Source organism: Embleya hyalina, from assembly GCF_003967355.1.
GTDB lineage: Bacteria > Actinomycetota > Actinomycetes > Streptomycetales > Streptomycetaceae > Embleya > Embleya hyalina.
In genome coordinates, this window is the sequence record NZ_BIFH01000016.1 from 216615 (window position 1) to 241790 (window position 25176).

At 70.3% G+C, this 25176-nt stretch carries 19 protein-coding genes; 13 read left to right on the top strand and 6 right to left on the bottom strand.

Translation table 11 applies throughout. The features are described from left to right. Window positions 1–43: 43 nt before the first annotated feature. Both EMA17_RS11650 and EMA17_RS11655 read right to left on the bottom strand, forming a co-directional pair. Window positions 44–1123: a D-2-hydroxyacid dehydrogenase gene (locus tag EMA17_RS11650; protein WP_126636862.1), complete on the bottom strand. Its 1080-nt coding sequence runs from the start codon at window positions 1121–1123 to the stop codon at window positions 44–46. Next, a complete protein-coding gene (locus EMA17_RS11655) occupies window positions 1111–1320 on the bottom strand; it encodes a hypothetical protein (RefSeq protein WP_126636863.1) in 210 nt (69 codons plus the stop codon). The genes EMA17_RS11650 and EMA17_RS11655 overlap by 13 nt, the downstream gene beginning before the upstream one ends. A gap of 535 nt (window positions 1321–1855) precedes the next feature. Between EMA17_RS11655 and EMA17_RS11660 the strand changes: the two genes are divergently transcribed. Next, on the top strand, window positions 1856–2314 hold the full coding sequence (locus EMA17_RS11660; protein ID WP_160161376.1) for a TetR/AcrR family transcriptional regulator: 459 nt from the start codon (window positions 1856–1858) through the stop codon (window positions 2312–2314). 782 nt (window positions 2315–3096) lie between these two features. Next, the gene (locus EMA17_RS11665; protein ID WP_126636865.1) at window positions 3097–3927 is read left to right on the top strand and encodes an SDR family oxidoreductase; all 831 of its coding nucleotides are present in this window, start codon (window positions 3097–3099) and stop codon (window positions 3925–3927) included. A gap of 708 nt (window positions 3928–4635) precedes the next feature. Here EMA17_RS11665 and EMA17_RS11675 read toward each other — a convergent pair. Both EMA17_RS11675 and EMA17_RS11690 read right to left on the bottom strand, forming a co-directional pair. Further along, complete coding sequence (locus EMA17_RS11675; protein WP_160161377.1) at window positions 4636–5121, bottom strand: hypothetical protein; 486 nt, start codon at window positions 5119–5121, stop codon at window positions 4636–4638. A gap of 1695 nt (window positions 5122–6816) precedes the next feature. After that, window positions 6817–7959: an ABC transporter substrate-binding protein gene (locus tag EMA17_RS11690; protein ID WP_126636868.1), complete on the bottom strand. Its 1143-nt coding sequence runs from the start codon at window positions 7957–7959 to the stop codon at window positions 6817–6819. A gap of 107 nt (window positions 7960–8066) precedes the next feature. Between EMA17_RS11690 and EMA17_RS11695 the strand changes: the two genes are divergently transcribed. Continuing rightward, on the top strand, window positions 8067–8450 hold the full coding sequence (locus tag EMA17_RS11695) for a hypothetical protein (protein WP_126636869.1): 384 nt from the start codon (window positions 8067–8069) through the stop codon (window positions 8448–8450). Window positions 8451–8861: 411 nt separating this feature from the next. Here EMA17_RS11695 and ispG read toward each other — a convergent pair whose 3' ends face one another. Beyond that, complete coding sequence (gene ispG / locus EMA17_RS11700) at window positions 8862–9995, bottom strand: flavodoxin-dependent (E)-4-hydroxy-3-methylbut-2-enyl-diphosphate synthase (protein ID WP_126636870.1); 1134 nt, start codon at window positions 9993–9995, stop codon at window positions 8862–8864. A 573-nt stretch (window positions 9996–10568) separates the two neighbouring features. Between ispG and EMA17_RS11705 the strand changes: the two genes are divergently transcribed. From EMA17_RS11705 to EMA17_RS11735, 7 genes are all read left to right on the top strand, one after another. Further along, the gene (locus EMA17_RS11705; RefSeq protein WP_126637176.1) at window positions 10569–11042 is read left to right on the top strand and encodes a TetR family transcriptional regulator; all 474 of its coding nucleotides are present in this window, start codon (window positions 10569–10571) and stop codon (window positions 11040–11042) included. A gap of 801 nt (window positions 11043–11843) precedes the next feature. Beyond that, window positions 11844–12866 (top strand): alpha/beta hydrolase, encoded by a 1023-nt coding sequence (locus EMA17_RS11710; protein WP_246126595.1) that lies wholly within the window; start codon window positions 11844–11846, stop codon window positions 12864–12866. A 324-nt stretch (window positions 12867–13190) separates the two neighbouring features. Next, complete coding sequence (locus tag EMA17_RS11715) at window positions 13191–13952, top strand: ParA family protein (protein ID WP_246126596.1); 762 nt, start codon at window positions 13191–13193, stop codon at window positions 13950–13952. Between the two features lie 62 nt (window positions 13953–14014). After that, window positions 14015–14758: a hypothetical protein gene (locus tag EMA17_RS11720; RefSeq protein WP_126636871.1), complete on the top strand. Its 744-nt coding sequence runs from the start codon at window positions 14015–14017 to the stop codon at window positions 14756–14758. A gap of 583 nt (window positions 14759–15341) precedes the next feature. Further along, on the top strand, window positions 15342–18233 hold the full coding sequence (locus EMA17_RS11725) for a hypothetical protein (protein ID WP_126636872.1): 2892 nt from the start codon (window positions 15342–15344) through the stop codon (window positions 18231–18233). A gap of 1076 nt (window positions 18234–19309) precedes the next feature. Continuing rightward, a complete protein-coding gene (locus EMA17_RS11730) occupies window positions 19310–19744 on the top strand; it encodes a hypothetical protein (RefSeq protein WP_126636873.1) in 435 nt (144 codons plus the stop codon). Between the two features lie 359 nt (window positions 19745–20103). Beyond that, a complete protein-coding gene (locus EMA17_RS11735) occupies window positions 20104–20874 on the top strand; it encodes an SDR family NAD(P)-dependent oxidoreductase (RefSeq protein WP_246126597.1) in 771 nt (256 codons plus the stop codon). Window positions 20875–21097: 223 nt separating this feature from the next. On the opposite strand, the gene EMA17_RS11740 is transcribed toward EMA17_RS11735, so the two are convergent. Next, entirely contained in the window at window positions 21098–22024 is a 927-nt protein-coding gene (locus tag EMA17_RS11740; RefSeq protein WP_126636874.1) for a LysR family transcriptional regulator, read from the bottom strand. Window positions 22025–22095: 71 nt separating this feature from the next. On the opposite strand from EMA17_RS11740, the gene EMA17_RS11745 reads away from it, so the two are divergent. The 3 genes from EMA17_RS11745 (at window position 22096) to EMA17_RS11755 (ending at window position 25066) form a co-directional block, all read left to right on the top strand. Next, window positions 22096–22824, top strand: coding sequence for a maleylpyruvate isomerase family mycothiol-dependent enzyme (locus EMA17_RS11745; protein ID WP_126636875.1), 729 nt, complete (start codon window positions 22096–22098; stop codon window positions 22822–22824). Between the two features lie 297 nt (window positions 22825–23121). Then, window positions 23122–24390, top strand: coding sequence for a hypothetical protein (locus EMA17_RS11750; RefSeq protein ID WP_126636876.1), 1269 nt, complete (start codon window positions 23122–23124; stop codon window positions 24388–24390). Between the two features lie 193 nt (window positions 24391–24583). Then, a complete protein-coding gene (locus EMA17_RS11755) occupies window positions 24584–25066 on the top strand; it encodes an NUDIX domain-containing protein (protein WP_126636877.1) in 483 nt (160 codons plus the stop codon). Window positions 25067–25176 lie beyond the last annotated feature (110 nt).

Genomic DNA, 25176 nt, shown 5'->3' on the forward strand with positions numbered 1-25176 from the left:
GGTGGGGATTCCCGTGTCGGTGCGGGTCCGCGCCTCCGCGTGGTCAGCAACCCGCTTGAGCGTCGATCGTGTTGCGCAACTGCTCGCCCGCCAGGTAGCGGCCGAGGTTGTCCCGGAACAGGCGGAACACCTCGGTGAAGTGTTCGAGGGCCGCGCTGGAGCAGTGCGCGGACAGGTACAGGTTCGGCGCCGTCCACAGCGGATCGTCCGCCGACAGCGGCTCGTCGGCGACCACGTCCAGCGCCGCGCCGCCCAGCCGGCCGCCGCGCAGTGCCGCGATCAGGTCCGGCTCGACCACGAACGAACCCCGCCCGACGTTGCAGTAGAACGCGCCCTCGCGCATCGCGGCGAACGCGGCCGTGTTCATCGTGCCCACCGTGTCCGCCGTCTCCGGCACCGCCGACACCACCGCGTCGCAACCCGCCAACATCTCGTGCAGGTCGTCCGGGTGATAGAGCCGATCCACATGCTCGGCGGGCAACTCCACCCGCCGCCGCGTCGCATGCACCCGCATCCCGAACGCCTGGGCCCGGCGGGCGATCTGGGTACCGATCCCGCCCACGCCGATCAGGCCGAGCGTGCGGCCCTGGACGAGACCGCCGAACGCCGGCCGCCACCGCCGGGCCCGCTGCGCCGTGTCCAGGTCGCGATGGCGTTTGACGAAGGCGAGCAGTCGGGCCAACACGAACTCCGCGATCGGCGCACCGTTGACCCCGGCCGCGCCGGTCAACCGGATGCGCTCGGTGGGCAGGCCCGCCGAGAGCAGTTGGCCGTTGCCCGCCGCGCAGCTCTGTACCCAGCGCAGGTTCGGCGCCAGCGCCGCCACGTCGAACGGCAGATCGGCGACCAGGGCGATCTCGACCCGGGCCAGGAGAGCGCGTTGTTCGGTGGTCAACTCGGGCGCGAGCGAGCGCAGTTCGGGCCGGCTCGCGGCACCCGGTCGGCCGCGGGCGGTGCGCAGGTCCTCGGGTTCGAGGTAGCGGCAGTCCACGATCTCGATGCGCGGATCGAGCGCGCGCACCGCGTCCAGGTCGGCGGCGAGCGCGTGTGCGGGGCGGATGTCCCAGGCCGGGGGGTACATGATGCCGACCACGATGGGTGCCGGGGGGTTCAGGTCGGCCATGTGGTGGTTCCTTCCGGGGCGGCGTGCGTGTTCGCGAGGCAGGCGGGCGCGGCGGCGGTGTCCACGAACCAGCCGATCGGGGCTCCGGCGGCCGGGGACGGGGTGCGCCCGTGCGGGGCCTGGAGCACCTCGATGTCCAGGTTGTCGGAGCAGGCGGTGTGGCAGCCGATGCCGAACACCGCGATCGCCTCGCTCATCCGGCCGAGTTCGGCGACCTGCTCGACGATCGAGGCCGGTCGGCGAGTACACCGGCCGGGTTCGCAGTGCCGATCCGGCGTGCGCCGTCGTCGGGAGGGTGTCCGGGTCGACCACGGCGGTGGCGGCGACGTATGCCCCGAGCGCGATCATCGTCACCGCCGCCGGGTTGCCGGTGCTCGCGGCCGACTCCGGGGCGGGGTGTCGGAGTTGCCGCCGCGCATCGTGCCACCGGTGGGGGGTTGGGTGCCCTGACCGCCGATCCCGGTTGGTGGAACCTCGCGTTGCATGCGGTGCCCCTTCGGGTCGGGGTGGTTGACGGAACGGCGGCCGCACGCGTGAGAACGATGTTCCGGATCGTAGGATGCGGCGTTCCGACAGACAAGAGCGTCGGGGGCGTGGGGGCGTGGGGCGTCGAGGACTTCGGGGATCGAAGGTGGGTGCCGCCGATGGACGGGATCGAATCGGCCGTGGATTCCGACGGGTTGGTGGGCTGCGCGGTCCGCCGTGCGCCGGAGGCGCGGTGGACGGTGGGCGGTGTACGCGGAGGAGGGGCGTCGGCTGATCGACGCGAGCTTTCGGGTGGTCGAGCGCACCGGCGGCCTCGATCCCACGATGCGCGACATCCTGCGCGAGTCGGGGTTGTCGAACCAGGCGTTCTATCGGCACTTCCGGTCCAAGGACGAACTGCTCGTCGCGCTGCTCGACGACGGGCGGCGGCGGGCGGCGGCGGATGGGGCCGCGTATCCGGACCACCGGATGTCGGCGGCCGACGACGTCGCGGGCAGGGTGGTGGCCTGGATCGAGGGCATAGTGGCGCGGGCCGGCGATCCGGTGTCGGCGGCGCGTACCCGTTCGTTCATGGCCCACCAGGACCGGTTGGCCGAACTGTTTCCGGCCGAGCAGCGGGACTCGGTGGAGGCGATGATCCGACCCCTGCGCGAAGCGCCGGCGGGGGCGATGCGGAGGCCGACGCGCTCGCGGTGTACCGGCTGACGTCGGCGACCCTGCACGACCACTTGCGCGCGGGCACCCCGGTCGAACCGGAACACAGGGCACACACGGTGCGGTTCGCGTTGGCGGGCCTGGGCCTGGAGCCGGGGCCGAACTCGAAGTGACCGGCGGCGGGGATGATCAGGCCAACGGCGTCGACTCGGCGCCAACCGGCCGTCCTACAGGCCCTCATATCCCCACCCACCTACCCACCCACCCACCCTCGGCCGAACGCCGCACAAGCGCGCGCAGAACCGCCCGGACGCGCGATCCCCAAGCAACGGCACCTGCCCGACAACCACGCCCGACACTCACGGCGCCCCACCCCGGACGGCAACACCCCGACCAGACACGCAGCGACGAAGCGCGGGTGACACCTCCCCGGCCCGATCCCAACCCCAGCACACCGGAGGCAACGCGCCGCAACTCCGCGTCGGAATCGACCAGCTCCGATGACGGCGTCGCGGTCACGGCCGAACCCTGCGGCGAGGGTGTGGAGGGCGGAAGGTCGTCTTTGTGGGCTGCGTCGAGCCGGTGCGGGAGTTGGTTCGCCTCGGTGTTCGGTGAGCATTCTCGTGAAGGATCAGACATGGCGGGTGAGGGCGTCGATTCCCGGCAGTGGGCCGCAACGGCCCTGAGCGGAGGTGTTCGGCCTCGTCGGGGTAGTCGGGGCGCGGAGGGGACCCCCTCGTGGAGTTCCGGCACTGTCCCCCACCCTCATCCTCACCCCCGCCCCGCCGAAAGGGCGCTCGTTCCCTGCATCCACACGATTACCGTGTCGCGTCATGACAGTCTTGATCATCGGCGGCAGCGGGTTCCTGGGCACCGAATTGGTCCGTCAGGCGGCGGCATCCTCAGCGCATGCGACGGCTGCGACCTTCTCCACCCGGCCCGGCGGCACCCCAAGGGTGCCGTGGCACGCCCTCGACCTGCGAGACCCCGCCCGCATCGAAGCCCTCATGGCGGAGGTACAGCCGCGCGTCGTCATCAACGCAACGAGCGGCGGCCCCGATTGGCCCATCACGGCCGAAGGCCCGATCCGCTTGGCGATGGCCGCAGCCAATCACGGCAGCCGCCTGGTCCACGTATCCAGTGACGCGGTGTTCTCCGGCGCCCACGTGCACTACGACGAGTCCTGCCTCCCCGACCCGCTCACCCCCTACGGCGCGGCGAAGGCCGCAGCGGAGACGGGTATCCGCCTCGTGAACCCGAAGGCCATCATCGCCCGCACCTCGCTGATCATCGGAGACCGGCGGTCGGAACACGTACGCGCGGTGCACGACCTCGCAGCCGGCACCCGAACCGGTGTCCTGTTCACCGACGACATCCGCTGCCCGATCCACGTCACCGACCTGGCCGCCGCCCTCCTCGAACTCGCACACGGCGACCGCTCCGGCATCCACCACCTGGCCGGCCCCGACGCGATAAGCCGCCACGAACTCGGCACCCTGATCGCCGAACGCGACAACCTCGACCCCACCCGCCTCCCCAAAGGCCGCCGAGCCGCCACCACCCTCCCAGGCCCCCTCGACGTCCGCCTCGACAGCCAAGCCACCCAAGCAACCCTCCAAACCGTCCTACGAGGCGCCCACCAGTTCCTCACAACACATCCATAACCACCCCACCAACCCCCCCAGGGCCTCCAAAGAAACCCGACGAGTCAAGCCAATCAACCCCCGTCTCATCCCACCCACACCTGTGTGTAGCGACTTCCGGGGTTGGTACCGCAGAGCCCAGTCATGTTTCGGTTCCCCCATCCACGTGGGGACTTCACTTGCTGACCTGGGGGTTCTTGGGAGCTTTGCAGATTCGTGATGTCGATGAGGTTATTGCGGCGGGGTCTTTGCCCGAATGCCTTTCGTCGGCTATTCGTGGTCCGCCACTACCAGACCCACCTGGCCCGCCGACGCACGATGCGACCGCAGGAAGAATACCGCCCGGTCACCGACACCGAATGGCAGGAGTTCGACGAGCAGTTCGACAAGCGGAAGCTCGAACCGGGCAACTGCGGCCGCCCCTATGCGACCCCCTGTAGCCACGAGCACGCCTGCATCCGCTGCCCTATGCTCCACGTCGACCCGAAGATGCTCGGCCGACTGGCCGAGATCGAACCGACCTCCTCGGCCGCCGCGAGCGTGCCGAATCCGAAGGCCGGTTCGGTGAGATCGAGGGAATCGACCTCACTCCCACCTTTCTCAACGGCAAGCGCGAAGAAGCCCTCCGGCTCGCTGCCGAAACTCGGGTCGGCTTCGGCATGCCTGTCCGCAGAGGGAAGACGACATGAGCCTTATGGCCATGAAGCACTGTCCCTCCCGCCACGGGACTTACACCAGTAGCCGAATCGACGGAACCTCCGCGTCCACCCCTATCTCCGTCTTGCAGCCTTCGCAGTACACACTCGTGGGGCGTCGCACGTTCGTCTGGATCGAGCTTTCGCTGGATGTTTCTTGGAGGGGGCAGTAGTTGCCGTAGTGCAGGCGGACCCAGTTGCTCAACGGCGTTGCGTCCGTGCCGCGCTTGGCGTCCTTGAACGGCGCCCACCAAAAGTCCACCACAATCCGCAGCGCCAGGCGGTCGTCCTGGTTTGTCACGTCGAACGCGGCGATCCGAGCAGCGGCGAAGTGTTGCTCGTCCCTGCCGCTCCAGCAGATGGCCCGCTCGGCTCCCCGCTCCAGCGTGTTGGTTCGGCCGACCCGCTCGCAGACGAAGCAATCCAGGTTCAGTTGGATCGTGGGTTTCCAGAACAACCGATCACGATGAACTTTCTCAAGCTCGGACAGAACCGCGGTGACCTCAAGGCTGCGCAGCATCGTGCGATCGTCGCACAGCCGCTATACCGACGCCTCGGTCGACCCCGACTTGCGAAGCGTGGAGACGCGGTCGTCAAGCATGTCTTCGACAGGCTCGACGCCTTCGTGTGCCGGCGGTTGATCCGCATGTTGCGGGAACGCCACCGATGGAAACGGACCGGGAGCTGTCCCGGCACTGCGCTCCGGGCCTACCCAGCGGTTCGTGATTTTCCGTCAGTTCGATGCGAGGGCGGGCCGTGGTGGGGTCGGCGGTGGTTTTCGAGATAGAGCATCCGGCGGTCTGGCTCGGTGCGAAACTCGTGCGCCGGATAGCGGTCTGTCGGCCGTGTTCCATCGAGGCCTTGTAGTCACCTTTGATCCGCGCCCACAGCTCGGCACGTTTGGCCTTCATCAGGGGTCGAGGACTGATTCTGCCCGTGTTCCCCATATGACCGATACCGTCTGGTCCTTGACGAGGCGACGGAGGACACGCGGGTCGAGGCGCTTGCTGTGGAGCGTCCAGCCGATCCCTTGCCCGTCAACGAGCATGAGTGGGCCGCTCAGACTGTCGGGGTTCGCGGGGAAACGCTGCGTGTTCCGAGTCTTCCGGCAGCCGGTTGGGTCACAAGAGCATTGTTTGAGCATCTTGATGCGGTTGACGTGTCCTTCGACGACGCCGGAGTTTCAGGACAGGGTCGGGCCGGAACGGCCTTCAGCCGGAGGTGTTCGGTCTCGTTGAGGGAGTCGGGGTGGCGGAGTATTCATCCGGCAACCTTGCGAGGGGACGGCGGAGTCGAGGTCGCAGCCGGTGAATCCAGCGAGAGACGCTTGGCACGAAAGTATGCGCGGACGCGTTGGTAGCCGCCTCGGTGGCCGAGCGGCACGATCTCTTCCCGCAGCTTCCACGCGGTGGCGCACCCTGGTTCCAACGGTCGTCCAGGTAGGGCTTGTCGACGTCGAGCACGGACGATCGGCCCTGTTACTGCCTGCGGAAGAGGTCTTCCGGAGCGGCCGTGTCCGCGAGGAGCTTCACGGTACGACTGGTCATCCGCAGTTGCTTCTCGATCGCGCGGCGGCTGTTGCCAGTGGCCAACAGCGCATGTACCTCGGCATGGTTGGCCCGGGTCCGGTCGGCGAACCGGTGGCCGTTGGGCCACGGCGAGCACGACGGATCCGCTTCGGCCCGCCCCGGTTTCGGACCGAGCCGGGGTACGTTCGGGACGCGGTGACTTCCTCGTCGTGGTGATGTCGTCCGGCTTGGACGGAGGGGGGACGGCCTTCCAACAGCGGTTGTTGGTGCGGGAGTTGATGGTTCTCGTGCATCTTGGGACGGGGCGGGTCCGGTTTGATGTCCCCCGGCGACGCCGCTGCTCATGGGGTCGAGGTGGGGTTGATGACGCTGACTGACCGTGGAGCCCCATACCGGCCGACGGGTGGCCGCGAGGTGGCCGGACGTGTGGGTGTGGGCGAGAGGGTGCTGCCAGCCTGGATGGTGATGTCGGAGGTGGGCGGGCCTGGGGTGCGGTGGGGGTGGTGCGTTCGGCGGGGGCGGTCGGTATCGGTGGAGTTGGGGCCGCGTTGGTTGGTGTCGGGAGTCTCTGATCAGGTCCTCTTTCCTGTCGGAAAGCGAAGGCTGTTGGGCGCGTGTCGGCGCGTGGACAGGTGTGGGTGGCATCGGGTTCGGAGCGATTCGGGCTGTCGGGTCTGCGGGCTTGCTCAGCCGGTGTGCAGGATCCGGAAGCGGTCGGGCTCGGTTGGGTCTCGATCGACGACCTGGGTCGGTGGCCACGCCCATTGCCAAACGTTGATGCCGGGAGCGCGGGAGAATCGGATCCGTCCACGGGTGCCTTCGACCGCGACGCGCGGCCAGGACTCGGCGATGCGGGCCCGGTCCGTGCCGTGGGAACGCAGCATGTCGGCGAGTACGGCGATCGTGTCGTAGCCCTCGAAGGCGACGAAGGACGGCGCCCTGCCCAGCTGTCGGCGGAGATCCGCCTCGACCCGCGCGCCGAGTGGGCTCAGGCGCTCGGGCAGGTAGCGCAGGAACGCGATCGATGCGCCGGCGTTGCCCGGCAGCGACGCCCATTCGGCGAACTCCGGTTGCCCGGCCGGAGCACCGATGGTGATCTCGGCCAGGCGCCGGTCGCGGCGGACGGACTCGACGATCGACACTGCCGGTTCCGGATGGCCGACCAGAAGAAGGAGGGCTGTCGCGCGGTGGTCGACGAGTTCGTCGCACACGTCCTTGGGGGTGAGCGTGCGCATGTCGAGTTCCACGACGGTGCCGCCGCGGGCAGTGAGGTGGTCCCGCAGGATGCCCGTCCCGGACGCCCAGTAGACACTCGGTTGGGCTGCCAGGGCGATTCGACGGTGGCCTGCCGCGAGCAGGAAGTCCGCGTAGATGCGCCAACCGTGGGATTGCGCCGGGGCGAGGCGCGCGACCCATTCGGTCGGCTGGTCGGTGAGCGCGTCGAGGACCGCCGACGAGCAGAGGAAAGGGAGTTCGAGGGCATCGGCCCTGGCGGCGGCGGCGCGGGCGACGACGCTGTGATACTCCCCGGCCACGGCGGCCACGCCCAGACCGGCCAATTCGTCCACGGCCGCCACGGCCGTTTGCGGATCGGCGGCGGTGTCCCGGATCGCGAGTTCGAGTGGTCTTCCATCGATCCCGCCGTCGTCGTTGACGTCGCGAACGGCCAGTTCGAGCCCGGCGAGCAAGTGTTGCCCGGCCTCGACCCAGCCTGGCGGGCTCAATGGAACCAGAGCGCCGATCCGGATGGGTGATCCGGCGGTCGTGCGACCGCTGTCGGTTACGTCGGCCGGTTCCTGGGTGGGCTCAAGATCCTCGGTCGCGTTCATGAATAGGAGAGTGTAGGGGAGCTGTGGAGTGGGGTTGGTTTACCTCGTGATGGGTTGGTGGGTCGGATGTGAACCGTGCGTCATGAATGGGCAACTTTCGTACGGGCGTGGTGAATTCATTCGCGTGCCTCGACTCCGGTTTCGATTCGGGTGAGGTCGGGCGGTCGGGCGGGCGGGTTCGGGATTCGATGGGGAAGGGCCGGGACCACGACGCGGTTGTGGTGGGCGGCTGGGTCGGCGTTGATGGCGTGGCGGACGTGGCCGTTGGTGAAGCGGGTGTCGTCGGTGGTGACCGGGCCAAGCTCCGGGGCTGCGTGGCTTGCAGTGACGGCGGGCACCGGGTCGATGCCGGGGTGATTGGTGAATACCTGCGGTTTGCCGGTGTTTGCGGTGATGCCACCAGTAGTGGTGGGTGTTTTGGTCAGGCGTGTATGGGCAGCCGGACGGCGATCACTGTGCGCCGGGCGGATTCGGGACGGTCGGGGCAGTGAGGACCATCTTGTCGATGCGGCTTTGGAATTCGGTGGGCTTGCCGCCGACTGTGTACCGCTTGCCTCGGACTTCCGTCAGGTTCTGGAGGTTCATGCCTGCCGGTGTGGGTTCCTGGGTTGCCGATGGGTGTGCGGCCGACGGTGCTCGGGTGGACTCCCCAGTCACCCGAGCATCCGTCGGCGCCGGCGGGGTCGCGGGGTCGTTGCCCGCCGACCCGGCCGACTGAGGGGCCGGTGGTGTGGTTGCTACCGTCACCGCCACCGCCAGGTTGTGCTTTTCGTCCCCTACGGCTTGCCTTGTCGCCTTCGGGCGGAGCGGATCCGGCCGGAGCGCGCCGAGCCGGATTGACCGAGCCGGACGAGCGTGGCCGCATCAGCCCGAGACGGCCGACCGAACCAACCGTTCGCTTCTTAGTCTCGCCCGTCCCCCGGCGGCATCGCCGAAGTGAGGGTCATGGCCTCCTCCAACAGCGCCTCGACGATCTTCGATTCCGGCACGGTCTTCACCACCTCGCCCCGGACGAAGATCTGGCCCTTGCCGTTGCCGGAGGAGACGCCGATGTCGGCTTCGCGGGATTCGCCCGGCCCGTTGACCACGCAGCCCATGACCGCGACGCGGAGCGGGATGGGGAAGCCCTCGAAGGCGGCCTCGACCCGGCGGGCCAGACGGTGGATGTCGACCTGGAGCCGGCCGCAGCCCGGGCACGAGACGATCTCCAACCGACGTGGCCGCAGACCCAGCGATTGCAGGATGTGGCAGCCGGCCTTGACCTGTTCGGCCGGGGGAGCGGACAGCGATACCCGGATCGTGTCGCCGATGCCCTCCGCCAGCAGGATGCCGAACGCGACGGCGGACTTGATCGAACCCTGCAGGCTGGGCCCCGCCTCGGTCACCCCCAGGTGCAGGGGGTAGTCGCAACGTTCGGCCAACAGTCGGTACGCGGCGATCACCGTGCGCGGATCGTGGTGCTTGACCGCGATCTTCAGGTCGCGGAAGCCGTGTTCCTCGAACAACGAGCACTCCCACAACGCCGATTCGACCAGCGCCTCGGGGTTCGCGTGGCCGCCGTGCCGGGCCAGTACGCGCGGATCCAGCGACCCAGCGTTCACCCCGATCCGGATCGGTACGCCCGCCGCGCCGGCCGCCACCGCGATCTCGCGTACCTTGTCGTCGAACTTGCGGATGTTGCCCGGGTTCACCCGTACCGCCGCGCACCCCGCGTCGATCGCCTGGAAGACGTAGCGCGGTTGGAAGTGGATGTCGGCGACCACCGGGATCGGCGATCGGGCGGTGATCGCGGGCAGCGCGTCCGCGTCGTCGGGGGACGGTACGGCGACGCGGACGATGTCGCATCCGGCGGCGGTCACCTCGGCGATCTGCCGGAGCGTGGCGTCGACGTCGGCGGTCGGGGTGGTGGTCATCGTCTGCACGCTGATCGGCGCGCCGTCGCCGACCGGGACGCGGCCGACGTCGATGCGCCGTGACCGGCGCCGAACCGGTACGCGCGCGGGAACCGCGGGCAGGCCGAGGTCGAGGGCGGTCATGCGGGTACCTCCTGTGCGCATGGGTGCGCCCCTCGCGGTCGCGTGGCACCGCTGTGCGCGACGCGTCGGCCGACGTGGGATTCGGCACGGCCTCGCCCGACGGCCGGTACGGCGGCTGATCGAGGCGTGGTCCCCGGTGGCCGGCCGAGTGCTGAACGCAGGTGCATGTCCCTCCCGGGTCCGAAGTGCGGTACGGCGGGGCCGAGTCGCGGCGCCGTGCGGTGCGGTGCGTTGTGCCACGTCGTGCCGTGCGGTGCCGTGCCGTGCGGTCCTGTGTCGTGGCGATGCCGTGACGCGGGCCGGCCGGAGTACCAGTGGGACGGCTGGGCCTGGTTCGGTCCGATCCGGCTCACCCCACGTCACCCCACCTCGACAACGGCGTGCTTGTCGAAGTTTTCCCGACCATCACACGATCCATAAGGCGTGAACCCAGCCCCGGTGACGCACCGATGATCACGCCCGCACGCCGGGTGGTGCGGATATCGACCACGGCGCGATCGGATGCGCCCCGGCGGACATCCCGGGCGCCCGGCAACCGGGCCGCCGAGGCCGCCGCGACCCGGCCCGGCCCGGATGTTGGCGGCGGCGCACCGGCTGTTCACCGTGCGCGGGTACGCGGCGACCACGACGGCGGCCGTCGCGGGGGAGGCCGAGGTCGCCGTACAGGCACTCCACTTCATCATCGCGGCCAAGCGTGCGGTCCTGACCGAACCGCTCGACGTGAGCGTGGCTGGCGACGCCGAGCCGATGGCCACGCTCGGCCGACCCTGGGTGGCCGAGGCGCCGGCCGCCAGGACCGACCCGTGGGCCGGTATCGACGCGGTCCGCGCGCCGGATATCGCGCGCTCGCCGTACTCGTCCCTGAAGGCCCCCGTCTCCTGGTCCATGAGCGGGCCTGGAGCCCGGGGGCCGGCAGGTGTGGGTGGCGGACGCCCCGGTCCTGCAACTGCTCATGTGGGCGGAGGATTCGGGCTGAGCCCGGGTGCGCGCCGTCGAGCCGCCGCATTCGACCGAAGCAGGACACCGGCGTACACAGGAGCGGCCTGACGGAGACCTCGACCCCCGACGGAAACGCCGACCCGATCCGGACCATCGGCGATGACGGCGCGATCGTCGCCTTGGTCGCCCGCACCCACGCCTCGTGGTTCCCGGATTGTGGCCCGCCCGCCGGCAGCGACCTGTACCGAGCCCGTTGCCGCGCCGCCGAGGTGGGCGGCGCGGCCGGCGGCGGTGAACCTGTGCGTGGAACCTCCCGACGCCGGGATCGCCCGGCTGTGTCTGACGCGGGGCGTATCCGTCGTCGACGTCGACGCGTCCTCCACCTGCCCGCGGCGACCGTGGCACTGCGACATCGCGGGCTCGACCGGTGCTCGCGCACCGCGTCGAGTGTCGGCGTCGCACTCGGCCCGAACAACCTCCCGGCCTGCCTTGCGCACACGGAGACCGGCGGCGGCGCGGACCGGATCGACATCACCGTCCTGCTCGGCGCGGGCGAACACCACAGAATCGATGCGATCCGCCGGCCCCTGACCGACTCGACCGCGCGAACCACCGCACGCCCGATCCCGAATCGGCCTTCCCGTGCACGGCGTCCGGAGGGCCCACCCGTTTCTCTGCTGGGACCAGTACACGTGCGCGAACCGTCGGCCCTCGGCGTCCCCGACGCGACCACCCTGTTCTTCCCCTGCACCGAACCGACCTCGTCCACGCGGCGGTTTACCCTCGCAACACCCAGGTCCGGGCGGCCACGGATTCCCGATCCGGGCGAACACGACCCGCAATGAGCCGGCCGAGCCGACACGCGGGCCATCGGGCGGCCGTTGGGGAATCGCCGGCAGGCTTGGGTTTATGGGTGATGGGGATTTTGGTGGGCTGGCTGATGTTGAACTTGCCGGCTATGTGGATGCGGAGCGGCTTGATCGTGGGCCCTCGGTTCGGGAATTGGGTGTCGTTGAGGTTCGGCGGCGGCAGGCGGTGCGGGTTGCCGGGCGGGTGGATGGGCCTGGGCTTGCCGAGGTTCGGGATGTCGAGGTTGGCCGCCGGGGTGTGACCGGCGTTGATGTGGTGGCGGGTGGGTCGGCTTCGGTTGATGGTTCGGTCGGCCGTGCCGTGGCGGTGCCTTCTGTACGGGCTCGGCTTTATCGGCCGACCCTTGATGCGGTTCCGCTGGTGGTTTATTTGCATGGTGGGATGTGGAGTATCGGTGGTCTGGAGTCGCATGATCGGCTGTGTCGGCGGCTTGCTGTTGCTGCGCGGGCTGCCGTGTTGGCTGTCGACTACCGCTTGGCGCCCGAACATCCCTGGCCTGCCGGGATTGATGATGCCGTTGCGGCGTTTCGTTGGGCTGCGGAGCATGCCGGTGAGTTGTGTGGTGCGGTCGGGGTGCCGGCGATTGCGGGGGACAGTTCCGGTGGGCATCTGGCTGCGCTTGTGTGCTTGCGGATGCGTGGTGAGGGTGGGCCGATGCCGGCTGCGCAGTTTCTTGCGTTTCCCAATACCGATTTGACCTTGTCGCGGCCGAGTACGCGGGACAAGGCGACCGGCTGGGGCCTGACGACGGATGCCGTGGCGTGGGGTGTCGAGAACCTTGTGCCCGATCCTGCTTGGCGTGCCGATCCGGTGGTCAGTCCGCTTTTCGCCGCCGATCCGGCCGGATTGCCGCTGGCGGTGGTGGTCACCGCCGAGCATGATCCGCTGCGGGATGAGGGGGATGAGTACGCGGAACGCCTGCGTGGCGCCGGGGTTCGGGTTCGGCATCGGTGTGAACTCGGGATGATTCATGGGTTTTTGACCATGGAGCTTGTTTCGCCGGCGGCGGATGCGGCCGGCGATCGGTTCTTTGCGGACGTCGCTGATTTTTTGCCGGGTTGAGAATGGTGTGGACTGCGGCGGCAGTTGGTTTTTTGGTGACCGGGTTTGTGGTTGCTTTTGCAGTGTTGTTCGGGTCGACGCGGGTGGTTGCGCCCACGCGGGTGGTGGCGCTGACTCGAGTGGTCGGGGCGACTCGGGCTTCGGGGCGGTGTTGGAGTTCTGGCCGATGGGTGTCCGGGTTCCGACTGTGTGTTCCGGGGAGTATGGCTGGTTTGTTCGGGCTCGCGGAGTGTCGTTCGTCCCGAATGGGGGTTGCTCGGTGGGGGTCTGGCATGCTGGGTGGCGTCCGAGTACCCGTTATGGGGAAGCCAACGGAGGTCCCAGATGAGTCCTGCCCGCAGGTCGGCGCCGCCGCCGTCGAAAGCCAGGGTCGTGGTCGTCATCAACCGCAAGGGTGGTGTCGGCAAGAGCACGATCGCGGTGAATCTGGCCGCGGTTCAGGGCCAGAACTTCACCCCCACCGGGCCGATCGATCCGGATGCCGACGCACCGGTGGTCGCATGTGGCATCGACCCCCAGGGGTCGATGGAGGACTGGGCGGACCGGGTTCCCGAGGAACTGCTGCCGTTCGACTACATGTCCACCAAGGGCAAGCCCGGCATGCTGGCCGAGTTGAAGGCCGACCCGAGCGTTGCCCGGATCGTGGTCGACAGTCCCGGCTTCATGGACACCGACCCCGAGGCCGAGCTCGCCACCGACCCGCTGGGCCACGGCGCGGCGGCGGACGCGCTGCGCGACATGCTCGAAGTGGCGGACCTGGCGGTGGTACCGATCACGCCGGAGTTCATGAGCTGGTCGCCCAGCGAGTACACGATCGAGCGGGTGCTCAAGCCGCGCGGGATCCCGTACATCGCGGTGGTCAACCTGTGGGACCCGCGCGACGGCGAGACCGACCGGGCGCGGGTCGAGGCGTGGATAGACGAACGCGGATATCCGCGGGCGCGGGAACCGATTCGCAAGTACAAGATCCACGCTCATGCGGCGGAGGGCGGGCTCGTGGTCACCCAATACAAGGAGAGCGGTACCGCGTTGCGTGCCCGAGAGGACTTCTACAAGCTCGCCCTCGCGATCGAGCAGGCGCTCTGATGGGCCGGCAGCGTACTCCCCGGACGGCCGCCGAGCCGCGTCGACTGCGTACCGCCGCCGACATGGCCAAGGAACTGCCCACGCCGTTCCGGCCGTTGTCGGACAGTCCGGTTCTGATCGACGACGAGCAGCGGCAACTGGCCGCGTGCGAGGCGGCGATCGAGACGTTGCGGGTCGCGTTCTGGGCGGCGGGCAAGGCGCTCCAGATCGTTCGCGACGCGCGGTTGTACCGCACGCGTTACGAGAGCTTCGAGGAGTACTGCCTCGATCGCTGGGACATGCAACGCCGCTATGCGGACCGGTTGATCCAGGCGTGGCCGATCGCCGAGGCGTTGAGTCCAATTGGACTCAAGGCGGTGAACGAGGCGCAGGTGCGCGAACTGGTCCCGCTGGCGGGGCGGTACGGGAACGAGGCCGCGGTGACGGTGTATCGCACGGTCGCGGAGGCCGAGTTCGTGCCGCTGACCGCGTCGGTGCTGCGGGGGGCGGTCGCCGCCATCGGGGATGCCTTTTCGCCCGCCGCTGCGGTGGAACAGGTGCGGCGCTACCTCGATTCGCTCGGCATCGAACCCGTGGAGCCCGATGGCGAGCGGGTGGTCGACTACACGGCCAAGGCCGCGGACACCATCCCGCGCCGCTGGCTGAGCACGCTCGCCCGGCAGGATCGCGCGGCCGCGGTGGCGTATCTCGACGAATTGGAGCGGCAGGTTGCCCAGGCTCGACGGGAGCTTGCGGAGGCGGATGAGGGCGTCGGCGACGGGTCGCGGGGCGGGCGGCGTGCGGACAAGGATGCCTTGAGCGCGTAGGGCGGGCGGTTGGCGAGCGGCGAGCGGCGAGTGGCGAGTGGCGAGTGGCAGTCGATGGCCGGCGGTTGACGCTTGGCTGCCGGGTGGTTGCCGGGTGGCGGTTGTCGAGTGAGTCCAATTGGACTCGGTTGGATTCGCCTGGACTCGTTGGTGTTCGGTTGGCTGCCGTCGGACTTGCTTGGCTGCGGTAGGACCCTGTTCGGCTCGGTGGGACCCGGTTGGGCTCGGTTGGGCTCGGTGGGACTCGTTTGGGCTCGGTGGGACCCGGGTGGACTCGGTTGGGATCGCTCGGGCTGTTGTCGGGGCGGTTGGGTGTGGCTTGGGTGGCCCCTGCCTTGCGTGGTCGGGTTCCTGTGTGTTCGGGGCGTTGCGGTGGTCGGGATGTCTGCGGCGTCTGATCGGATCGCCCCGGGAACGGGCTTGGTCCGGTGACCGAATTCGCACATCGCACGTTGCGCAGTGACCGTCGATCGGATCATCCGCCGGTGATTCGGGCCCTTCCCTGCGGTCGTATCACCCACGGACACGAGCACTTCCCGAATCGGACCCGTGCCTCGCGCGGGACGAAGGAGTTGTCGTACAGATGCTGGACCTCGCGCGCTGGGACTGGTCCCGGGACTGGCCCTACCTGGCCGGAGCCCTTGTCGTGCTCGCGTCGGCCGTCCTGATCGAACGGGCACGCCGCCGGGCCGTCGCCGAGCGGGCCAGGGTCGCCGCGCTGCCCGAAGAGGCCCGGAAGGCGCTGGAGAGCGACCGGGCCGCGACCCGGGATCGGCGCGGCCGGCGGGTCGAGGACCTGCTGACGGCGGGTGTCGCGGCCGCCGCGGCGGGTCTGTCGGCGGCTCAGCTGGGCAAGTTCGGTCGGGACGTCATGGGCCTGACCGGGCCGTGGGCGTATCTGCCCTTCGTCGCGCTGGACTTCGCCGCGGTGGTCTGCGCGTTGCGGGCCCGGCGGCGGGCCTCGCGGGGTGCGGCGGCGGGGTTGTCCGGGGCGCTGGTGTGGGTCCTGGCGCTGTTGTCGGCGTCGATGTCGGCCAGCGAGGGGGCCGGCCTCGGCGAGATGTTCGCGTTGGGCATCTGGGCGCCGATCGCGGCGGTGTTGTGGGAGTTGGGCCTGGCCGAGGAGCGCCACGCCCGGACCGCGCGGGCCGACCGTCGGGTGGGCTGGATCCGCTGGTTGCACCCGATCGAGCGGGTCCTGGTCCTGGCGGAACTGGCGAGCGACGAACACCTCGGCGCGGCCGACGCGACCGAGCGGGTCCGGGAGCGGCGTGCCGCGCGAGCGCTGTACCGGCTGCGCCAGGCCACGGAGGCCAGGGACGCGCGTGCCGGAACGGGTGGGGCGTCGGCGCGGTCGGTACGCGGGATCGACCGCCGGTATCGCCGCGCCGAGGCGTTCGCCCAACGCACCGCGTCCCGGGTGCGGTTGGCCGACGCGGAGGTGGAGGCCGCGGTGCTTCCCCAGCTCCGAGTCCTGGTCGACGTCGGCCGGTTGGCCACGATGACGTGGCCCGCGCCGGGGGCCGCCGACCCGCGAGTGGGTGAGGCCGCGCCGACGCCGAGGATGCCCCGGCCACGTGTGGGCGACACGGACGCGGGCGCGGGTACGAGTGCGGGCGTCGGCGCGGGCGCGGTGCCGCCGAACGGTGACGGCCGGCACGACGATCTCGGCCACGGATCGGCGGTGGTGACCGCAGGCGGGCCCTTTCGTCACGAGGTAGGCGACGATCGGTGGCGCGTCGGGGCGGTGGCGGTGGCGGGGCCGGGTCGGCTGCGTCGGGAGGGCGGGATGTACGCCTCGTTGGATAGCGGACATCCGGACATGGGACATCCGGACGCCGGACATCCGGACGCCGGCGCATCCACGGGCGTTGCTGTGTCCGGTGTCGTGGGTGGCTCGGACGTTCGTGGCGTGGCGTCGCGAGGCGATGCGCATGTACCTCGCGAAGTGCCTGCGGGCGGGGCGACCGCCTCGGGCATACACGGGCGGTTGGCGGGTCTGCCGGGGGAGGTGGATGACCGGATGCCGGTGCCCAGTGTCGTGGTGTCCGGTATCGCGGTGTCCGGTGGTGTGTCCGACGAGGTGTCCGCCGGTCGTGTGGCCGGTCGTGTGGCCGCTTCGGACATGCGCAGGCGGCCGACGGGCGTCGCCGATGTCGTGGTGCCGAGTGCCGGGTACGAGGTCGCCGGCCATGACGCGCCCGCCGGCCGAGCGATCACGCCGGACATCCACCGGCAGCCGGCCGACGCCGACGACGACGCGGCGGTGCGCGACGCCCCGATGGCCGAGTGGCTGGGGGCGGATGTCATGGTTTCCGGGGGTGTCGTGTCGGGCGGCTTCGTGCCGGACGGCCTTGTGTCCGGCGGTCTCGTGTCCGGCGGTCTCGTGTCCGGTGCAGCCGATACGCGTCGTGATGTGGTGACGGGATGGCCGACGGACGGGGAGGGCGGCCACGGCGTGTCCGGTACGCCGCATGGTGCGTCGGACATTCGCCGGCCGCCGGCGGGTGGCGGGCCGGTGTCCGCGTGGCCGGAGGAGGCGGGTGGCCAAGTGCCGGTGTCCGGTGCGGCCGATGCCGATGCCGATGCTGTTGTCGTGTCGCCCGGCGGTGTCGGGGCGCGGCGCCACGTGGTGGCGGATTGGCCGGAGGGTACGGAAGTTCGCCGAGGCGGAGCCGGCGCCGGTGGGCTGCGGGACGCGACGGTCGCATGGGCGGAGGCAGCCGGAGGTGGTCGGGACGGGGGCGTCGTGTCGCCGGATCCGTCGGTCGGTGCCACCAAGGGCGCCGGGTCGCGGGGGGCTTCGCGGGCGCCTGCGGAGGGGGATTTGCATCACCATACGTCGGCCGCCATCGCGGCCGATGTCACGGACATGCGTCACCGGGGTGCGGCCGGAGCACCGGGTGAGGCGCATTCGCCCCGCGACGACGCGAGCGCGGTTCGGGGGCGGCGTGGCGCCGACACGGCCCCGCGTTCCGACGCGCGCCGTGGGTCGACGCGCGCCGACGCCGCCCGGGACGCCGACTCCGACACGGCGCGCCGCCGGGCCGCGACGCGGCCGACGGTGTCGGACGTGGCCCCGGCCGACGTACCGTTGCCGAACACGATCTCCGAACAACGAGCGGCCGAGGGTACGGGGGCCAACCGCCGGAGCGCCGTTGCCGTTGCCGATGTCGACGCGGCGCCCTCGGACAACGCGTCCCCCGCCGTCGAGGCGCCGCCCGCCTACGACTTCCCGCGCCAGGGCCACGCCGTCGACGGCACCCCGCTCACCAGCGCCGCACGTCGCGACCCCCGGATCCTCGGACTGGTTGCCCTCCTGGCCGCCGAAGCCGACGTGACCGGCGCCGAGGTCGGCCGCCGCCTCGGCGTCAGCAGCCGAACCGGCCAACGCCTCCTCGGCCTGGCCCAGGACGAACTCGACGCCCGCCGCAACCACGCCGACGACCCCGAACTCGGCGACGCCGGAATCTGACACGCGTCCGACGGCGAGGCGATGGCGGCCCGTTGTCGGTTGTGCGCCGAGGTCGTGCCCTTGAGGTGCGGCGCGCTTGAGCGGTGATGGGAGCGAGCTGAATCGCAGCGGGGTGAAGTGGCTTGGCAGGCTGGGTGTGCCCGGGTCGTCAGGGGTGGGGGGCGCGTCAGGATCGTGCGTTGGGGGAGGGCCCTGCGTCGCGGCGGAGCGGGTGGCTTGTTGGGGTGGGGCGTTGCGGTGGGGTGGAGCCTGAGCCATGGCGGAGCGGGTGGCTTGGCAGGGGCGGGTGTTGATGCGTGTTGGTGCCCGAGCGGTCAGGGGTGGGCGGCTCGTCAGGATCGCGCGTTGGGGGCCGGTCGAGTCGCGGCGGAGTGGGTGGCTGTGGGGTGTTGCTGTTGGGCAGGGCCTGAGTCGCGACGGAGCGGGTCGCTTGCCAGGGGCGCGCGTTGTCGTGGGATGGGTCCGAGTGGCATGGGGGGCGGGTGGCTTGCCGGAGGCGGGTGTCGTGGTCGCGGGGGGCTGAGGGGCAGGTTGGGCGGGTCGGGGTGGCCGGGGTCGTGGGTGCGGCGGTGCTTTTTATTGGGCGCTCCGCGCCGGCTCGCGAGGGACCGCTTTTTCTTTCCCCCGCTTCGCTCCTCCAAGAAAAAGCGGCCCCTCGCTCGGGGCCGTGCGCCCCTCCGCTTCGCTCCGGGTCACCCGACCCAAGTTCTGCGGCTCCGCCGCTCTCCGCGCTGCGCGCGTCGATCGCGTGGGTGGCCAGGGGCGTGGGCGCTGACGCGCCTGGGGGTGGGTGGCTCGGAGGTGTCCGAGTCGGGGGTGGGGCCTGGGAGTGTGGCGGCGTCGCGTCGGTGCGGTCGATCCGTGGCCGCTTTGCTCGGGTGCTGGCGTGCCAGGGTCGGGTCGGTGCGGTGCCTGTTGTCGGCGGCCTGGTGCGCGGGTAGCGGGCACGAGCATGCGTACCAGGTTGGATGTATCGTCCCTGGTCCCGATGCCGGACTTGGGTGTCGGTTCGATGCCGAGGTCGGGGGCGTGCGTATGGGTGAGGTCGGGTGATGCATACGGCGCGAAGGGTTGTTGTGGGGCTCACGGTCACGGCCGCGATGCTGGTCGGCGCGTGTGGTGTCGGAGACGGTGACGACAAGGACGAACAGGCGGCGCACCGTTGTGAACCGACGCGTTCCGTCACAGCCGATCTGTTGGCGGTGTTTCCGCAGTTGGGCCCGTTGACCTCCGCCGAGTGGTGTGTCCGGGCCATGGGTACGCCCGACACGGCGCGTGTGACGGTGCCGGGGCCGCACGACTGGGGCTACTACGGGGTCGTTCATCTCGCGGACACCGTCGCAGCGGAAGGGTGGGGGCAGTGGCGGGCGATCGACGGGCCGCCGATGGCGGATCTGCCGAGCGCTTTGCGTTCGCTCGTACTCGAACATGGCCGGTGGTCGTACAACGGGGTGGGTGCCTACTTGGATCGTGCCTCCGCGACGATCGTCCTGAGCGGGGCGTCCGGATGACGGCTCGGCTTCCGAGGTTCTGACGAGGGCGTTCGCGTATCGGTGGGTGGAGGGACCGGTGGCGAAGCCGAGGCAGGCATCGTGGGTGTCGTCGTGCCCTCCCCTTGGGTCGCCCGCGCTTTCCTTGTTCGGGCCTTCCCTTGTCTCGGCCTTCCTTCTCTTGTTTCGCTTCCCTTGTTCGTCCCGCCATGGACGTGCGGGTTACCGGGTCCGTGAGGTTCTTCGTGTTGGGCGACGGGTGGGGAAATGGGTCTGGTTTCCCCAACTTGGCTGTGGCACGATCCCTCACCTCTGGTCGTGGGTGCGTTGTCGTGCCCTTTCGATCCGTCTTCCGAATCCTCGTCCGATGGAGTGAACGCATGTCGATAGCCCATGTGTCCGGCCGGTTCGACGGTAAGACCGCAGTGGTTACCGGAGCCGGGTCGGGGGTCGGGCGGGCCACCACGTTGCGGTTGGCGGCGGAGGGGGCCGACGTGTTCGCGCTGGACATCGCGGCGGCGTCGTTGGCCGAGACCGCCGAGGCGGCGGTCGGGCTTGCGGGCAAGGTGGCCACTCGGGTCACCGACGTGGCGGTACGGGACGAGTGTTTCGCCGCGGTGGCGGCGGCCGTGGCCGAGTTCGGTGGGATCGACGTGCTGGGCAACGTGGCCGGCATCGCGCGGGCCGAGCACGTGCTGGAGGTCACCGAGGCGGACTACCGGCGGATGATGGGCGTCAACATCGACGGCTACTTCTTCATGTGCCAGGCGGCCATCCCGCACCTGCTCGAACGGTCCGGCAACGTGGTCAACATCGCGTCCAACGCCGGGGTGATGGGCCTGGCGTACGGCGTCGTCTACACCATGAGCAAAGGCGCCGTGGTCCAGCTGACCCGGTCGCTGGCCTGGGAGTTCGCCAAGCAGCCGCTGCGGGTGAACGCGATCGCGCCGGGCGGTATCGACACGAACCTGGTGGCCAACTACCAGATGCCCGCGGACGTGGACTGGGACCTGGTCGGCCGCGCCATGACGCCCCGCCCGATGGCGCAGCCGGAGGACATCGCGGCGATGTTCTCGTACGTCGCCTCCGAGGAGGCCCGGAACGTACACGGCGCGATCCTGCACAACGACAGCGGTCTGACCGCCGGTTGACCCAGCTGGACGACGAGGAACGGCGCAGGATGGCGCAGGACGACGTGGGATGACGTGGGATGACGTGAGATGACGTGCGATGACGTGGGACGAGTCGACTCGATTCGGCATTGGGCGACTCGGGGGACGGTTCGACTCGACACCGGACGACACTGCTGCGACACCGCACCACACCGCTCACGGCGCCGAGGCCCCGCGCTCCCGCCCCTCCTGCGCGGGGGCCTCACCCGCCGCCTCCCACCGACGTGTGCTCGCCCAACACCCCCCGCAGCCGCCCCAGCAACTCCCGCGCCGCCGGCCCGTTCGGGCCGGCCGTCTGCCACGCCAGTGCGATCCGGCCCCGGGCGCGCGGCCGGATCAGTTCCAGCGTGCGCAGTCCGGCGGCCGCCGCCGCGTCCGGGGGCAGGGCCGGTACCACCGCAACGCCCAGGCCCCGCGCGGCCAGTTGGGTGAGCAGCAGCGGGGCGGCGGCCTCGAACGCGATTCGCGGCCGGAATCCCGCCTCCGTGCACGCGCGTTCCAATACCCCGCGCAACCCGCTGCCGCGCGGCAGGCTGATCAGCGGCCGATCCCGGAGCGCGGCCAGGGGGAGGGTGGTCCGTCCCGGCGTCAGCAACGTGTCGCCCGGAGCCATCGCCGCGACCAGGGGTTCGTCCACCACGATCCGGAACGTCACCCCGGCCGGAGGCTCCGGATCCACCACGCCGACCAGCGCGATGTCCAACTCGCCCCGGAGCAGCGCGGTGAGCATCCGCTCCGACGTGTCCTCGGTCAGGGCTATCTCGACCCCGGGATGGTCCTCATGGAAGCCGGCCAGGATCGAGGCCACGTCGAACTCGTGGGTGGCGGCGCCGGAGACCAGGCCGAGCGTCACCCGGCCGCGCAACAGGCCGGTGTACTCGTCCACGGTGTGCCGAACCCCCTCGATCGCGGCCAGTGCGGCCCGCGCGTAGGGGAGGACGGCCAGGCCGACCGCGGTGGGTGTCACGGTGCGGCCGGAACGGTCGAGCAGGGGTTGGCCGAGTTCGCGTTCGAGTCGGCGGATCTGCGCGCTCAGGCCGGGCTGCGCGAGGTGCAGTCGGGCCGCGGCGCGGGTGAAGTTGGCCTCCTCGACGACGGCGACGAAGTATTGCAGCTGCCTGAGTTCCATAACCGATGATTCTAGATTCGAGACCGCATGGGTCTTGGACTTCTCGAAGGTGCCTCGACACGCTTGATCACATGGTCGACACCCGTGATACCCGTGATACCGGCGACACCCCCGATGCCCCCGGCATCTCCCACCCGTCGCGCGTGTCAGGCGGCAGCAGGCCCGCTTCGCCGACCTCCGTGGAGCTCGCGGTCGCCACCGCCGCCGAACGTCGGGATTTGGCCGCCGTGTTCGAGGGACTTTCCGTCGAGCAGTGGAACTCCCCGTCCCTGTGCGCGGGTTGGCGCGTGCGCGAAGTGGTTGCGCACATGTCGCTCGGCTTCCGCTGCTCGTTGCCCCGGCTCGGCTTGGAGGCGGTCAAGGCACGCGGGAGCCTCCACCGCATGACCGATCGCCGCGCCCGCGCCGACGCGGCCGCGTTGTCCACCGATGAACTGGTCGCGGCGCTGCGGGACAACGCCGAGCATCCGTGGAAGCCGCCGGGCGGTCCCACCTCGGCCCTGGGCCACGACGTGGTGCACGGCCTCGACGTCACCGTTGCCCTGGGGCTCGAGCGCCGGGTCCCGCAGGAGCGGCTGCGCCCGCTGCTGGATGCGATCGCTCCCCGAGGTCTCCGGTTCTTCAAGGCGAACCTGGCCGGTGTCCGGTTGTGTGCCGACGACCTCGACTGGGCCTACGGGAGTGCCGCCGACGCCCCGCTGACCGGCGCCGGACAGGACCTCCTCCTCGTCGCCTTCGGCCGCCGGCTTCCGCCGGGCCGACTTCGCGGCGAACACCGGGACCGCTTCACCGCGGCCTGAGACCCACCGAGACCCACCGAGACCCACTGATGCACCGCCTGAGATCCGTCGCCTACTCACCGTTCGCGCCACACCGCTCCCGCGACCTTGGCGGGCGCACGGCGGCGTGGGGCGGAGTTGCGACGGGCGGGGGAGGGGCGAAGAGTTGTTCTTGTCGATCCATGTGCACCGTTCGACACATGTGCACCGTCCCGTGTGCACCGTCGAGGCCCAGGTCTCCGGTGTCCGCAGGCTGCCGACTCGGGGGCCGAGCCGACAACGGCACAGCAGCAACGTCCCCACTCGACTGGATTCGTCATGTCCAAAACCGCCCGGCGACAGATATCCCGCATCGTCGGCACGTCCTGTCTGGCCGCCGCACTCGCGCTGCCGACCGCCGCCGCGGCCGCCGCGCCCCGGATCGCCTCGCCCGGCCAGGCCACGAGCCGCGTACCCGTCGACACCCCCGAACCGCCGAACACCCCGCAGGCGCCGGCGTACACCCCGCCCCCACCCGATACCCCGAACACGCCCAACGCGCCGAACACCCCGAATACGCCGAACTCCCCCAACGGCCCGAACCAGCCGAACACGCCGGGGACGGGGACACCCGGCGCCCCGGGTACCCCCTCGTCGGGGACGCCGGGCACACCCGGTCCGGGCGGTTCGTCGCGTCCACCGAATCAGCTGCAGCAGGTCGCGCCGCCGCCGGATCCGAAGACGGACCCGGACGGCGCGAAGCGGGAGGTGGAGGCCGAGATCGACAAACTGGACGTCCCGCCGGATGTGAAGCAGAAGCTGAAGGAGGGGCTGAACACGGCGGTGAACGCGATCAAGAATTCGTCCACGTCCACGGAGGACCGGAACAGGTACGCGGAAGCCGTCTCGGCGATCAATCAAACGCTGAAGGCCATCCAGGATCCGACGACCTCGGTTCCGGACCGGCTGCTGTACACGAAGATCGTGCAGGGCGTGAACGAGGCGCTGCGGCGCAGCCAGGACCCGAAGTTGGCCGTGGGGGAGCGGGGCGATTATCTGAAGACCGCGCAGGGCGTGGCCCAGATCATGGTCCGGCTCCAGGATCCGACCTTCCCGGCGACCGAGCGAGGCTTCGCCATCCAGGTCGTGACGCTGATCAGCGACGCGTTGCTCGCCTCCAAGGACCCGAAGACGGCGCCGAAGAAGCCGGTGGACCAGCAGCAGATCCGGAAGGTCCTGCAGGCGACCGCGACGGCGACCGCGCAGGCGACCGCGACGCTCCAGGACCCGAAGGCGTCGCCGCAGGCCAAGGACGCGGCCCGGCAGACTCTGGCCGCGCAGGCCAACGTGCTCCGGAATCCCAAGTATCTGGAGTTCCTCAACGAGGTGAAACGCTACAACCCGACCGCGGAATGCCTCACGACGATCGAAACGCGCACCCGTCAGGCCGGCTGGCCGGACGGATCCCTCTGGGGTCTTGCCGACGACACGTGCAGCGACGCGTTGACCCAGGCCGTCGCCGACACCGGCAGCAAGTGGAACGCGCTGTTCACCTGCGTGCAGCAGAACGCGTTCTCGACCTGTCCGATGTACATTCCCAAGGACTGATCGACACCCGAGCATCGACCGAGGCGGCTCTCCACGGCTCCGCCGGCTCCCGGCCGGCGGGGCCGTGCCGGTGTGCGGTGGCGACTCGGCGCCGGGTGCGGGAGGTTCGGCGCCCGACGCTCCGGGCCCGGAGCCCCCGTCGCCCGTCGCCCGCCGCCCCCGCTTCCGCCGGACAGGCCGTAGGCTCGACGAAATGACCCACGAGTTCCTGCCGCCCGAGCAGTGGTACGAGCAACTGCCCTCCCTCTACGCCGCCGCCTCCGCGCTGATCACCGACGCCGACGACCGGGTCCTGGTGGTCAAACCCAACTACCGGGACTACTGGAACCTGCCCGGCGGCTTCGTCGACCGCAACGAGTCGCCCCACGACGCCTGCGCGCGCGAACTCCGCGAGGAACTCGGGCTGGACGTGCCCGTCGGCGAGTTGCTGGTGATCGACTGGGTGCCCGAACTCGAGCCCCGGCCCCGCCCGTTGACCGGTTGGATGTTCGACGGCGGTACGTTCACCCCCGATCGGATCGCGGCCATTCGGATCCAGGAGGACGAACTCGACGATCACGCGTTCGTCACCGTCGAGCGGGCCGCGGAACTGCTGCCGAGCACGGTCGCTCCGCGCGTGCCCGCCGCGCTGCGCGCCCGTGCCCAGGGCCGGACGGTATACCTGCCCAGGGACTGAACGAACCGCCCCCGATTCCCGCCCGGCACGCCGACGCCCCCCACGCCTCGTACACCAACTCCCGCTCCCATGAGGCGATTTCGCCGTTAAGGCCGCATCACCGCCCGCCG